This window comes from Streptomyces sp. NBC_00690, from assembly GCF_036226685.1.
GTDB lineage: Bacteria > Actinomycetota > Actinomycetes > Streptomycetales > Streptomycetaceae > Streptomyces.
Window position 1 is genome coordinate 6,122,162 of record NZ_CP109009.1, and the last position, 13,719, is coordinate 6,135,880.

At 68.6% G+C, this 13,719-nt stretch carries 9 protein-coding genes; 7 read left to right on the plus strand and 2 right to left on the minus strand.

Features of this window, described 5'->3' with window-relative positions; genetic code table 11:
- Positions 1-784: 784 nt before the first annotated feature.
- From OID54_RS26955 to serA, 5 genes are all read left to right on the plus strand, one after another.
- Entirely contained in the window at positions 785-3,589 is a 2,805-nt protein-coding gene (locus OID54_RS26955; protein ID WP_443055681.1) for a putative bifunctional diguanylate cyclase/phosphodiesterase, read from the plus strand.
- 459 nt (positions 3,590-4,048) lie between these two features.
- On the plus strand, positions 4,049-5,905 hold the full coding sequence (locus tag OID54_RS26960; protein WP_329023597.1) for an acetolactate synthase large subunit: 1,857 nt from the start codon (positions 4,049-4,051) through the stop codon (positions 5,903-5,905).
- Between the two features lie 67 nt (positions 5,906-5,972).
- Complete coding sequence (gene ilvN / locus OID54_RS26965) at positions 5,973-6,497, plus strand: acetolactate synthase small subunit (RefSeq protein ID WP_329023599.1); 525 nt, start codon at positions 5,973-5,975, stop codon at positions 6,495-6,497.
- 95 nt (positions 6,498-6,592) lie between these two features.
- Positions 6,593-7,594, plus strand: coding sequence for a ketol-acid reductoisomerase (gene ilvC / locus OID54_RS26970; RefSeq protein WP_329023601.1), 1,002 nt, complete (start codon positions 6,593-6,595; stop codon positions 7,592-7,594).
- Positions 7,595-7,906: 312 nt separating this feature from the next.
- The gene (gene serA, locus OID54_RS26975) at positions 7,907-9,508 is read left to right on the plus strand and encodes a phosphoglycerate dehydrogenase (RefSeq protein WP_329023603.1); all 1,602 of its coding nucleotides are present in this window, start codon (positions 7,907-7,909) and stop codon (positions 9,506-9,508) included.
- A gap of 178 nt (positions 9,509-9,686) precedes the next feature.
- On the opposite strand, the gene OID54_RS26980 is transcribed toward serA, so the two are convergent.
- The gene (locus OID54_RS26980) at positions 9,687-10,307 is read right to left on the minus strand and encodes a TetR/AcrR family transcriptional regulator (protein ID WP_329023605.1); all 621 of its coding nucleotides are present in this window, start codon (positions 10,305-10,307) and stop codon (positions 9,687-9,689) included.
- Between the two features lie 83 nt (positions 10,308-10,390).
- On the opposite strand from OID54_RS26980, the gene OID54_RS26985 reads away from it, so the two are divergent.
- The gene (locus OID54_RS26985; RefSeq protein WP_329023607.1) at positions 10,391-11,257 is read left to right on the plus strand and encodes an alpha/beta fold hydrolase; all 867 of its coding nucleotides are present in this window, start codon (positions 10,391-10,393) and stop codon (positions 11,255-11,257) included.
- Positions 11,258-11,325: 68 nt separating this feature from the next.
- On the opposite strand, the gene OID54_RS26990 is transcribed toward OID54_RS26985, so the two are convergent.
- A complete protein-coding gene (locus OID54_RS26990; protein WP_329023608.1) occupies positions 11,326-12,582 on the minus strand; it encodes a PucR family transcriptional regulator in 1,257 nt (418 codons plus the stop codon).
- Between the two features lie 177 nt (positions 12,583-12,759).
- On the opposite strand from OID54_RS26990, the gene OID54_RS26995 reads away from it, so the two are divergent.
- Positions 12,760-13,686 carry a proline dehydrogenase family protein gene (locus tag OID54_RS26995; protein WP_329023610.1) on the plus strand — a complete coding sequence of 309 codons (927 nt, stop codon included), beginning with the start codon at positions 12,760-12,762 and terminating at the stop codon, positions 13,684-13,686.
- Positions 13,687-13,719: the final 33 nt, after the last annotated feature.

Consider the following 13,719-nt stretch of genomic DNA (forward strand, 5'->3'; position numbering starts at 1 on the left):
TGGTGAGCCCAGCGGAGGTCCGGCCGCCCGCCCGTCGCGGCCATCCGGAACACATGACACCCCGGTTAAACCACAAGAAGTCAACCAATCGCTCTGCGCGCCGCGGTGGCGATTGATGGTCACTCAGAGTAGAGGAACTATGTCCCTGAGTGACGATTCTGGTGTATCGTCCGGACCTGGGGGCTGCACCGGCAAGGGGCGGTGCGCTGACGCGACCTGACTGCCAATCAGACTTTTGAGGGGGGCGACGGGCGATGCACGGCCAGTGGACCCAAGATCCCATGAGGCAGGGACGTCGACGACGACCCTCGCACGATCCAGAGCCCGGCGCCATCACCACGGCAGTGCACGCACCCCTTCCCGGCAGGGGCACCAGCGCGGTTGACGTCCTCGGCCGGGCGCTTCGCCCGCCGCGGGTGAGCCCGGCCATCACAACGGTGATCGCTTCCCGCGGGCCGAGCGCCCCAACCCGACGGTCGTCTCCAACCCGACGGCCGTCCCCCACCCGAAGGACAGCCCCCAGTCGACCGACGTCCGGAACCCGACAGGTGTCCGACACCTCTTTGGTGTCCGTGGTGTCGAGGCCGTTCGTGGCGCCCTTCCAGCCCTCGGCGCCCACTCCGCCATTACGCACCTCGTGGACTTCCCCGCGCCTTGTTCCCCGGGCACTGCCGACCACGCTGGTCGGACCGCCCGTCCAGCCCTTCCCGCCCTACGCACCCGCTGGATCCCCCACCGCCGCACACCGGTCGTCCGTGCCGGGCACACCGCAAGGAGCGGCCCGGTGAGCGCGCCGGGGGCGATGGCGGCCCGTGAGCCCGCCCCCAGCGGCAAGGGCCTGGTCGCCCAACTCATCCTCGCCCTGATCTGTGCCGGCTACGGAGTGGGCGCGGCGCTCGGTTGGGGCTCACCCGAACTGGCTTTGATCATGGGGGATTTCGGCCTCAGCGCGGGCGCTCTCGTCGCAGCCGTCTCCTGCTTCCTCTACGCACGCACGAGCCCACCCCGACTGCGTCCCGCCTGGCTGCTCTTCGCGCTCTCCTCGCTGATGGCCTCCGCGGGCAACGCCATCTGGGGCTGGTACGAGGTGGTCCTGCACCGCGAGGTGCCCAGCCCCTCCATCGCCGACCTCTTCTTCCTCTGCTTCGCCCCGCCCGCCATCGTCGGGCTGCTGGTGCTCGCCAAGCGCCCGGTGAGCAGGGCCGGCTGGGTCTGCCTCGGCTTGGACGCCTGGCTGATCGGCGGTTCACTGTTGACCCTCTCCTGGAGCCTCGCGCTCGCCCACACCACCCGCGTACAGGGAGAGAGCGTCGCCCCCGCCGCACTCGCGCTCGCGTACCCGCTCCTCGACATCGTCCTGGTCAGCATGGTTCTGGCGTTGCACTTCCGGCGCTCGGCCACCAACCGCTCGGCCGTCAACACCGCCATCGCCGCGCTCGCCCTGACCGTGTTGTGCGACACCCTGTTCACCTCCCCCCTGCTGCGGGAGAGCTACCGCTCCGGCCAACTCCTCGACGCCGGCTGGTTCGCCGGCTCGCTCCTGCTGGCGTACGCACCCTGGGGCGCCAGACGCTCGGCCGAGACCGTACGGCCACCGCGCCCGCCCCGCCCGAGCAGGCCCGTTGCCGGGTCGCTGGCCGCCCTGACCCCCTATCTGGCCGCCGCGGTCTGCACCCTGGGCATTCTCTACAACGTTGTCGAGGGCCGAACGGTCGACCGGGTCGTCGTCCTCACCGGCTGCACGGTCGTCCTGGCGCTCGTGGTGCGACAGGGCATCATGCTCGTCGACAACATCGCCCTCACCCATGAGCTGGCCCAGAAGGAGAACCACTTCCGCTCGCTCGTGCAGGGCTCCAGCGACGTCATCATGATCGCTGCGCCCACCGGAGTGCTGCGGTACGTCAGCCCCGCCGCGTCCGGGGTCTACGGACGTGAGGCGGACGAGCTGATCGGCTCCGAGCTGGCCACCCTTATCCATCCGGAGGACCTCGGCAGGGTCATCCGGGAGGTGCGCCGCTTCCTGGCGGCCTCACCGGCCGAGGAGCCGACCACCCGCATCGAGTGCCGCTTCCGCTCGGGCAGTGGTGACTGGCTCAATGTGGAGTCCACCGTCAACCGTCATCAGGGCGGGCTCATCTTCAACAGCCGCGACGTCACCGAACGCGTGCGCCTGCAAGCCCAGCTCCAGCACAGCGCCGAACACGATCCGCTCACCGACCTGCCCAACCGGGCGCTCTTCACCGATCGCGTCCGCCGCGCGCTGAGCGGTAGACGGGCCTCGGACCGGGGCACGGCCGTGCTCTTCATCGACCTCGACGGCTTCAAGGGCGTCAATGACCGCCTCGGCCATCAAGCGGGTGACGACCTGCTGATCCAGGCCGCCGGTCGGCTCGCCGACTCCGTACGGGCGGGGGACACCGCAGCCCGACTCGGGGGCGATGAGTTCGCGGCACTCATCCTCGGCGACGGCACGGTGGACGAGACGGCCCGCGAGACACAGGTCGCCGAGATCGCCGACCGGCTCAGACTCACCCTCTCCCAGCCCTACCGGATCGACGGCCACGACGTCCGGGTCGCCGCCTCGATCGGTGTCGCCTTCGCCGAGGAGGGCATCACCCCCACCGACCTCATGCGCAACGCCGACCTTGCCATGTACCGGGCCAAGGCCGGTGGCAAGGACCGCGTCGAGCTCTACGCGCCCCAGATGCAGGCCGAAGTCGTCCGACGTACCGAGTTGGCGGCCCGATTGCGCAGCGCCCTGCACGACGGAGAGTTCGCACTGCTCCACCAGCCCGTGGTCAACCTCGCCACCGGTCGCATCGAAGCCGTGGCCGCGCAGGCCCGCTGGCGCTCCGCACAGGGGATGCTGTTCACACCCGCCGAGTTCCTCCGCTCGTCCGACGATGGCGACCGCACCGCAGAGCTGGGACGCTGGCTGGTGGAGGAGGCCGTGGAACAGGCGGCGGAGCGGGACCGGCTCGGCCACCGGGTGCCCGTATCGGTGCGACTGTCCGCCCGCAGACTCCTGGACCGGTCACTGCCCTGCGGCACCGTCGAGGCCCTGCTGACCCGCCACGGCCTCCCGCCCGGGGCGCTCATCATCGAACTCGCCGACAGCGATCCGCGGATCTCCTTCGACGACCTCGAACAACGGCTCGTCGCGCTGCGCCGACTCGGTGTCCGGATCGCGCTCGACGGGTTCGGTAGCGGTCATGCCGCGATCAACGCCCTGCGCAGGCTCCCCGTGGACCTGCTGAAGCTGGATCGAGGGCTGATCGAGGGCATTGTGGAGTCCTCCCGACTGCACAAGATCACTAGCGGACTGCTGCGGATCTCCGGAGACCTCGGCCTCCAGTCCGTCGCCGATGGGGTGGACCTCCCCGAGCAGGTGCTCGCACTGCGCAGCATGGGGTGCACGCATGGTCAGGGCATGGCGTTCGCGGGCCCCCTCGATGAGTACCGGCTGCGCAGGGCCCTGGTCCGCGACGACTTCCCGCTGCCGGGCGGAGCGGTACTCCCGCTGCTTGCCGGTGGCTCATTGACGACGCGCACCGGCTCAAATAGTGAGACGCGCGTCCCACCCGCTTGACAGCCCCACGGGCTGAGGTGGAGGGTCTGTGCCATGCGCACCCGAATTCTCGTACTTGGAAAGCGCGTCGGCTGAGCGGAGCCTTGAAGGCCCTGCTGAATCCCCCCGACGCGCTCCCCTCGCTTGCCTCACGGCACGAGGGGTTTTTTGTTGTACCGATGCAGTTTCCAGGTGTGAGAACTCCCCGCACAGCCCCTCACCGGGCCCCGACTGAACCCTTCGCACCACTCATGAAATCCTGAAGCAAGACAACAAAACAGCAGAAAACAAGCATTCAGCAGCACAACGGCCAAGAGTTCGAGCGGTTCCGCACTCCTGGCGCAACCGTCGCCCGAACAGGGCGGCAGAGCCACACCCGTCGGGACCGACGAATCCGCTCACCCGCCCGCACCACCCAGCGCAGCACCCGCCAGATCCTCAGCACCAACCTCAGCGTCAGCCCTCAGCTTTGAGAAGAGAATGCCGATGACCGAGCAGGCCACCGGGGCCCACCATCCGCAGCCGCGGGCCCGTACTGTCGGAAGCTCCACCCCCGCAGTCGAGCACGTCACGGGTGCCAAGTCCCTCATCCGCTCTCTTGAGGAAGTGGGGGCGGACACCGTCTTCGGCATCCCCGGCGGCGCCATCCTCCCCGCCTACGACCCGATGATGGATTCCACCAAGGTCCGTCACGTCCTGGTCCGCCACGAGCAGGGTGCGGGGCACGCCGCCACCGGATACGCCCAGGCCACCGGCAAGGTCGGCGTCTGCATGGCGACCTCGGGACCCGGTGCCACCAATCTGGTCACCCCGATCGCCGACGCCCACATGGACTCCGTCCCGCTGGTCGCGATCACCGGTCAGGTCTCCTCCAAGGCGATCGGTACCGACGCCTTCCAGGAAGCGGACATCGTCGGCATCACCATGCCGATCACCAAGCACAACTTCCTGGTCACCAATGCCGACGACATCCCGCGGACGATCGCCGAGGCGTTCCACATCGCCTCCACCGGCCGCCCCGGACCGGTCCTCGTCGACATCGCCAAGGACGCCCTCCAGGCCAAGACCACCTTCAGCTGGCCCCCCACCCAGGACCTGCCCGGCTACCGCCCGGTGACCAAGCCGCACGCCAAGCAGATCCGCGAGGCCGCCAAGCTGATCGTCCAGGCCAAGCGGCCGGTCCTCTACGTCGGCGGCGGTGTGATGAAGGCCCGCGCCACCGCGGAGCTGAAGGTCCTCGCGGAGCTGACCGGCGCCCCCGTCACCACCACGCTGATGGCGCTGGGGTCCTTCCCCGACAGCCACCCGCTGCACGTCGGAATGCCCGGTATGCATGGCGCGGTCACCGCCGTCACCGCGCTCCAGAAGGCCGATCTGATCGTCGCCCTCGGTGCCCGCTTCGACGACCGCGTGACCGGCAAGCTGGACAGCTTCGCGCCGTACGCCAAGATCGTCCACGCGGACATCGACCCCGCCGAGATCGGCAAGAACCGCATCGCCGACGTGCCGATCGTCGGGGACGCCCGCGAGGTGATCGCCGATCTGGTCCAGGCGGTCCAGGCCGAGCACAGCGAGGGCCACACCGGCGACTACGCCGGGTGGTGGAAGGACCTGAACCGCTGGCGCGAGACGTACCCCCTCGGCTACGACCAGCCCGGGGACGGCAGCCTCTCCCCCCAGCAGGTCATCCAGCGCATCGGCCAACTCGCCCCCGAGAACACCATCTACGCCGCAGGCGTGGGACAGCACCAGATGTGGGCCGCCCACTTCATCGAGTACGAGAAGCCCGCCACCTGGCTGAACTCCGGTGGTGCCGGAACGATGGGGTACGCGGTCCCGGCCGCCATGGGCGCCAAGGCCGGTGCACCCGACCGCACGGTCTGGGCGATCGACGGTGACGGCTGCTTCCAGATGACCAATCAGGAACTCACCACCTGCGCGCTCAACAACATCCCGATCAAGGTCGCCATCATCAACAACGGCGCGCTCGGGATGGTCCGCCAGTGGCAGACCCTCTTCTACAACCAGCGCTACTCCAACACCGTGCTGCACTCGGGCAGTGGAGATGGCGGCGAGCCCAGCGGTGGCACCCGCGTCCCCGACTTCGTCAAGCTGTCCGAGGCGATGGGTTGTTACGCGATCCGTTGTGAATCCCCCGACGACCTCGACAAGGTCATCGCCGAGGCCAACTCCATCAACGACCGTCCCGTCGTGGTCGACTTCATCGTCCACGAGGACGCCATGGTCTGGCCGATGGTCGCCGCCGGCACCTCCAACGACGAGGTCATGGCCGCCCGCGGGGTCCGCCCCGACTTCGGCGACAACGAAGACGACTGAGCGAGCGAGCAGAAGAGAGAGATCGACTCCGATGACCTCCTACCACCACCCGGCGCACACCTCCCACATGTCGAAGCACACGCTCTCCGTCCTCGTGGAGAACACCCCCGGCATCCTCGCGCGGATCGCCGCCCTCTTCTCCCGCCGTGGCTTCAACATCGACTCCCTCGCCGTCGGTATCACCGAGCACCCCGACATCTCCCGCATCACGATCGTGGTCAATGTCGCGGAACTGCCGTTGGAGCAGGTGACCAAGCAGCTCAACAAGCTCGTCAACGTCCTGAAGATCGTCGAACTGGAGCCGGCCAACGCCATCCAGCGCGAGTTGGTGCTGGTGAAGGTCCGCGCCGACAACGAGACCCGCTCCCAGATCGTCGAGATCGTCCAGCTGTTCCGCGCCAAGACAGTGGACGTCTCCCCGGAGGCCGTCACCATCGAGGCCACCGGTTCGAGTGACAAGCTGGAGGCCATGCTCAAGATGCTGGAGCAGTTCGGCATCAAGGAGCTGGTCCAGTCCGGCACGATCGCCATAGGGCGTGGCGCCCGGTCCATCACCGACCGGTCCCTGCGCGCGCTCGACCGCAGCGCCTGACCCGCGCACCGGCTCGCATGGCGAGACCCCAAAACCTCCCCGCCCACTCCCGCCGTACGGTGGGACGCACACCTGCACACCAAGGAGACATTCCAGTGGCCGAGCTGTTCTACGACGACGATGCCGACCTGTCCATCATTCAGAACCGCAAGGTCGCGGTCATCGGCTACGGCAGCCAGGGTCACGCGCACGCCCTGTCGCTCCGTGACTCCGGCGTCGATGTCCGCGTCGGTCTGCACGAGGGTTCCAAGTCCAAGGCGAAGGCCGAGGAGCAGGGCCTGCGCGTGGTGACCCCTGCCGAGGCGTCCGCCGAGGCCGACGTCATCATGGTCCTCGTGCCGGACCCGATTCAGGCACAGGTCTACGAGGAGTCCATCGCCCCGAACCTGAAGGACGGCGACGCGCTGTTCTTCGGTCACGGACTCAACATCCGCTTCGGCTTCATCAAGCCCCCGGCCGGCGTCGACGTCGCCATGGTCGCCCCCAAGGGCCCGGGCCACCTCGTGCGCCGCCAGTACGAGGAGGGTCGCGGAGTTCCTTGTATCGCGGCCGTGGAGCAGGACGCCACCGGCAAGGGCTTCGAGCTCGCCCTGTCCTACGCCAAGGGCATCGGCGGCACCCGCGCCGGCGTCATCAAGACCACCTTCACCGAGGAGACCGAGACCGACCTCTTCGGCGAGCAGGCCGTCCTGTGCGGCGGTGCGTCCGCGCTGGTCAAGGCCGGCTTCGAGACGCTGGTCGAGGCCGGCTACCAGCCGGAGATCGCGTACTTCGAGTGCCTCCACGAGCTGAAGCTGATCGTGGACCTGATGTACGAGGGCGGCCTGGAGAAGATGCGCTGGTCGGTCTCCGAGACGGCCGAGTGGGGCGACTACATCACCGGTCCCCGCATCATCACCGACCAGACCAAGGTCGAGATGAAGAAGATCCTCGCCGAGATCCAGGACGGCACGTTCGCGCGCAACTGGATGGACGAGTACCACGGCGGTCTGAAGAAGTACAACGAGTACAAGACGCAGGACGAGAACCACCTGCTGGAGACCACGGGCAAGGAGCTCCGCAAGCTCATGAGCTGGGTCGACAACGACGACGCGTAAGCCGTACGGCGAGGGTCGGGACGACCGTGTCCCGGCCCTTCGCCGTTGTGCGCCTGCCCGGCGCGCGAGCACTTGGCGTGCGCCCCGGACACTCGTGGACACCCCGGTACTTGCCGGGCGGTTCTCCACTTCGGCCAGCCACGGACGGGTGATCCTGCCGAGAAGGCACAAGACACACCCTGAACCACCACTACACTTCTCAACAACACTTCGCGTCAGGCCCACAGTGTCGTGCGTCTTCCACGCGGCTAGCCCCCTCCACCGCCTGCGGCCGTCGGGACGGCCGTCTGCACTGGACTAGTGAGGACTCACGTGAGCACTGCGTCTCGGAAACCAGTCGTACTCATCGCTGAAGAGCTGTCGCCCGCCACTGTGGATGCGCTCGGCCCTGACTTTGAGATCCGCCACTGCAATGGTGCGGACCGCGCGGAGTTGATCCCCGCCATCGCCGATGTGGACGCCATCCTTGTGCGTTCCGCCACCAAGGTCGATGCCGAAGCCATCGCAGCCGCCAAGAAGCTGCGCGTCGTCGCGCGTGCCGGTGTCGGTCTGGACAACGTCGACGTCTCCGCCGCCACCAAGGCCGGCGTGATGGTCGTCAACGCCCCCACCTCCAACATCGTCACCGCAGCCGAGCTGGCCTGCGGTCTGTTGGTCGCCACCGCGCGCAACATCCCCCAGGCCAACACCGCCCTGAAGAATGGCGAGTGGAAGCGTTCCAAGTACACCGGCGTCGAGTTGAGCGAGAAGACGCTCGGTGTCGTCGGTCTCGGCCGCATCGGCGTGCTCGTCGCCCAGCGCATGTCGGCCTTCGGCATGAAGATCGTGGCGTACGACCCCTATGTGCAGCCCGCCCGGGCCGCGCAGATGGGTGTCAAGCTGCTGACGCTCGACGAGCTCCTCGAAACGTCCGACTTCATCACCGTGCACCTGCCCAAGACGCCCGAGACCCTCGGGCTCATCGGCGACGAGGCGCTGCACAAGGTCAAGCCGTCCGTGCGCATCGTCAACGCCGCCCGTGGTGGGATCGTGGACGAGGAGGCGCTCGCCTCCGCGCTCAAGGAAGGGCGCGTCGCCGGCGCCGGCCTCGATGTGTACGCCAAGGAGCCCTGCACCGACTCGCCGCTGTTCCAGTTCGACCAGGTCGTCTGTACGCCGCACCTCGGTGCGTCGACCGACGAGGCGCAGGAGAAGGCCGGTGTCGCCGTGGCGCGTTCGGTGCGTCTCGCGCTCGCCGGTGAGCTCGTACCGGACGCGGTGAACGTCCAGGGCGGCGTGATCGCCGAGGACGTCAAGCCGGGTCTGCCGCTCGCCGAGCGCCTCGGTCGCATCTTCACCGCACTCGCGGGCGAGGTCGCGGTCCGTCTCGACGTCGAGGTGTACGGCGAGATCACCCAGCACGACGTCAAGGTGCTGGAACTTTCGGCACTCAAGGGCGTGTTCGAGGATGTCGTCGACGAGACGGTCTCCTATGTCAACGCTCCGCTCTTCGCCCAGGAGCGCGGTGTCGAGGTCCGGCTGACGACCAGTTCGGAGTCCCCGGACTACCGGAACGTCGTCACCGTGCGCGGCACCCTCTCGGGTGGCGAAGAGGTCGCCGTCTCCGGCACCCTCGCCGGCCCCAAGCACCTCCAGAAGATCGTGGCGATCGGCGAGCACGACATCGACCTGGCGCTCGCCGACCACATGCTGGTGCTGCGCTACGAGGACCGTCCCGGTGTCGTCGGTACGGTCGGTCGCATCCTGGGTGAGGCCGGACTGAACATCGCGGGCATGCAGGTCTCGCGCGCCGAAGAGGGTGGCGAGGCCCTGGTCGTCCTCACCGTCGACGACAATGTGCCGCAGACGGTGCTCACGGAGATCGCCGAGGAGATCGGCGCCGCGTCCGCCCGTTCGGTGAATCTGACGGACTGATCTCATACGTTCATCCCGGTAGGGGCCCGACTCGCCTGGTGCGGAGTCGGGCCCCTACCGTGTCTACGGACGCCACCCGGTCCCTTGAACCTTCGGCAACGAGCGGTTGAGCCGCCAGAGACGCCAGCTACTCACTGGATCGGGCACCCGTGGAACCGGACCGGTGGACGGCACCGGCTCAGTCCGCTCGGTCGGTGCTTCGTACCAGCAGCCCTTCCACCAGGTGCTCCAGCGCCTCCGTCATCTCCGTGCGGGTTGCCCCGGGATCGTCCGAGTGCGCGACCATCAGCGCCGCCTCGTCCAGAGCGCCGAGAAGGATGTGGGCCAGCGGCGGTACGGGTCGGGTGGTGATCGCCCCGGCTGCCATCGCCGCCTCCAGGGCCCCTGTGATCACTCCGAGGCCGTGCTCCTGCCCGATCTCCCGCCATCGCCGCCAGCCCAACACTCCTGGCGCGTCCAGCAGCAGGATGCGTTCCACGTCCGGCTCGGCGAAGGCGTCGAGAAACGCGCGTGCGCCTGCCTTCAGCGCCTCCACCGGATCCGTTGCGGTCGTCATGACCTGCTCGGCGATCCGCCCGGTCAGTTCTGCCTCGACCGTCTGCACCGTGGCGTCGAACAGATCGGTCTTGTCCCGGAACTGGTGGTAGAGCGCGCCTCTGGTCACCCCCGCCGCCCGGACGATCTCCTCGGTCCCCACCCCCGCGTAGCCGCGCTCGGCGAACAGCGAACGAGCGGCGGCGATGAGAGCTGCCCGGGTCGCCCGGGATCGCTGGGTGTGCTTGGTGTCGGTCGATTCCATCCTGCCCCCTTGAGTTCCGTACAGTCTGTATGCAACTCTACATGCATACAGTCTGTATGTAATTGCAGCGAGAGGTGACCGCCATGCCACAGATCACGCTCGACCAGGGAACCGTCCACTACCGGGACACCGGAGAAGGCGAGCCCGTGCTGTTTCTGCACGGCTACCTCATGGACAGCAAGCTCTGGGAGCCGATCGTCGACCGGCTCGCCCCGGACTTCCGGTGCATCACCCCCGACCTGCCCCTCGGCGCCCACCGCACCCCGATGAACCCCGGCGCGGACCTCAGCCTCGCGGGGATCGCCCGGCTGGTCGCCGATCTGATCGTCGCGCTCGATCTGCCGCGCGTGACCCTGGTCGGCAACGACCTCGGCACCGCCATCGCCCAGATCGTCGCCGCTCACCATCCCGAGCGGATCGGCCGTCTCGTCCTCACCAACGGCGAGTGCTTCGAGAACTGCCCGTCACCCTGGTTCAGATCACTCGGCCCCTCCTCCCGGGTGCCCGGCCTGCTCACCCTGGTCTTCCAGGCCCTGCGGCTGCGCGCCATCCGTCGGATGCCCTTCGGGTTCGGCCTGCTGACCAAGGGCGCACTGCCCCACGATCTGATCGACGGCTGGCTGGGCGCCTTCTTCGCCGACCCCGACATCCGTCGCGACTGCGTCAAGGTCACCCGCGGGATCGTCCCCACAGCCCTGCTCGAACCGGCACGACAGCTCGCCTCCTTCGACCGGCCCACCCTGCTCGCCTTCGCCCGTGAGGACCGGCTCTTCCCGTATGCGCACGGCGAGCGACTGGCCGCGATCGTGCCCGGTGCCCGGCTGGAGACCATCGATGACAGCCGGACCTGGGTGATGCGCGACCAGCCCGATCTGACGGCCCTGCTCTTCGGGGACTTCATCCGCAGCACCTCCGCGGGCGCTGCATCGGCGGACGTCACCCCCGCCTGATCCCAGCCCCCGAGCTTCGCGCAATCGGACGGGAACCTCGATCAGACCTCGATCCATCGGGCAATGCGTCAGAGCCGGGCCGTCTTCAGCGCCATGTGGAGCAGTAGCCGGTCCTCGCCGTCCGCGAGGTCGAGCCCGGTGAGCTGTTCGACCCGGGAGAGCCGGTAGTAGAGCGTCTGCCGATGGATGCCCAGCGCAGACGCGGTACGACTGGCCTGGCCGCCGCAGTCCAGATAGGTCTCGGCGGTATGGATGAGATCGGGATGGGAGCCGTCGAACAGCGGCAGCACCGCGGGATCCTGGGGGAGGTCGCCCGGGAGAGCGGTGAGGATGCGGTACGGCCCGATGTCGGCCCACTGGGCGACGGGCCCGAACCGGGGTGCTGCTCGGGCTGCGCGGGCCGCGGAGGACGCCTGGCGCCAGGCTGCGCCCAGGTCGGCAAGGCCCTGGTGGGGCGAGGACACACCGGCCGTGGCGGCGCTGGTCGCCGAGGTGAGCAGGCGCTCTGCGGCGGCGATCGCGGGGGCGGGGGTGTCGAGCGTGCGCAGCCGCAGCAACACCGCGAGGGCATATGTGCCCGCGGTGCCACTGCCGCCCGTTGCAGCAGGCACGCCACCGCCCGCCCGACCTGCGGCTCGTGACGAACCACCGCGGGACGTCCGTACGGCCGGAGCCTCGACCCGGGCCGCCGCACCTGGCACCGTGCACAGGGCAGCCGCGCTCGGGAGCGCGCGGACCGGCGGGGCGTCGCCGGACGGCCAGGGCGCGATGCACACCACCGCATGGGGGCCGTCGGCGCCCCGCTCCCCACCGCCAAGAGCGGTGCGCAGTGCGGCCACCGCCATGTCGTACTGCCAGCCGCGATCCGCAGTGAGCACCGCACGGAACTCGCGGGACAGATCCGTGCCGGCCCGTTCCTCGTCGGCGAGCAGACCGCCGATCCGTTCGGCGACCTCCATGGCCGCGGCCAACTGGGCGTCTGTGGGCCCGGGGGTGGTGTCCAGCAGCCACACATAGCCAAGTGCGATGCCTCGATGGCGTACCGGCAGACAGATGCGGTCCCGGAAGACGCCGGCGTCGGGGGCGGCGGGGATGCGGACGGGGGCGGTGGCGCGGGTGATCCCGAAGCCCTCGAACCAGGCGCGGACCGCGGGGGAGGACTTTCGGGTGAGGATCGAGCGGGTCCTGACCGGGTCCATCGCATCGTCGTCGTCGCTGTCGTGCGCGCCGAAGGCGATCAGCTCGAAATCGCGGTTCTCCAGCGTTGCCGGGGCTGCCAGCAGAGCCGAGATCTCATCCACGAGTTCCTGGTAATCGCCCTTCATCCGGACATTCTGACACGACCTTCAGACAGATGTCTGAGATCCCGGCCACGGATGCGTGACAGCTGTCGATGGCTGAGGATCGGAGCGATCCTTAGATTTCACGGTGGTTCTTCGTGCCGTTCCGGACGCGTCTTCCCCCGCGCTCCGGCCCGGCGCCCGTACTTCCAGGAGGTCCCCGTGCTGGGTCCCGTGATCCTCGCCGCGTCGCGCAGCGACAGGATGCGTCGCATCGTCTCGGCCGCTCCGGTCACCAAGCCCGTGGTCAGTCGCTTCATCGCGGGTGAGACGGTCCACGAGACCATCCCCGTGGTCCAGGAGACCGCTGCCCGCGGCCTGGAGGTCACGCTCGACGTCCTCGGCGAGGACATCACCGATCCGTCGGAGGCGCTGCGCGCCCGCGATGCCTATCTGGAGCTGATCGAGGCGCTGAAGCCGCTCGGCCTGGGGGAGCGTGCCGAGATGTCGGTCAAGCTCTCCTCTTTCGGCCAGGCGCTCACCGGCGGCCATGACCTGGCGCTGAAGAACGTCACTCCGGTCGTCGAGGCCGCCGCCGAGATCGGCACCACGGTTACCCTCGATATGGAGGACCACACCACGGTCGATTCGACCCTGGCCATCCACACCGAACTCCGTGAGCGCTTCCCCCGCACCGGAGCGGTCGTCCAGTCGTACCTCTTCCGCACCGAGGACGACTGCCGGGCGTTGGCCGCCGCGGGCTCCCGGGTCCGGCTGGTCAAGGGCGCCTACAAGGAGCCCGCGTCCGTCGCCATTCAGGACAAGGCCGAGGTCGACCGCGCGTACATCCGCTGTCTGAAGATCCTGATGGAGGGCGAGGGGTATCCGATGATCGGGTCCCACGACCCGCGCATCATCTCCATCAGCCAGGAACTCGCCCGTCGTGCCGGCCGCAAGCTCGACGACTACGAGTTCCAGATGCTCTACGGCATCCGCGAGGGCGAGCACCACCGGCTCGCAGCCGAGGGCCACCGCATGCGCGTCTACATCGCGTACGGCACCGACTGGTACGGGTACTTCATGCGCCGCCTCGCGGAGCGCCCCGCCAATCTGGCGTTCTTCCTGCGTTCGCTGGTCAGCCGAGGCTGAACCCCCAACTGACCTACTGATTAAGGAGAGTCG

Coding starts and splice junctions, on each gene's coding strand:
- OID54_RS26985 (WP_329023607.1), top strand. CDS start 10,391: ATGCCACAGATCACGCTCGACCAGGGAACCGTCCACTACCGGGACACC.
- OID54_RS26960 (WP_329023597.1), top strand. CDS start 4,049: ATGCCGATGACCGAGCAGGCCACCGGGGCCCACCATCCGCAGCCGCGG.
- OID54_RS26980 (WP_329023605.1), bottom strand. CDS start 10,307: ATGGAATCGACCGACACCAAGCACACCCAGCGATCCCGGGCGACCCGG.
- ilvN (WP_329023599.1), top strand. CDS start 5,973: ATGTCGAAGCACACGCTCTCCGTCCTCGTGGAGAACACCCCCGGCATC.
- OID54_RS26990 (WP_329023608.1), bottom strand. CDS start 12,582: ATGAAGGGCGATTACCAGGAACTCGTGGATGAGATCTCGGCTCTGCTG.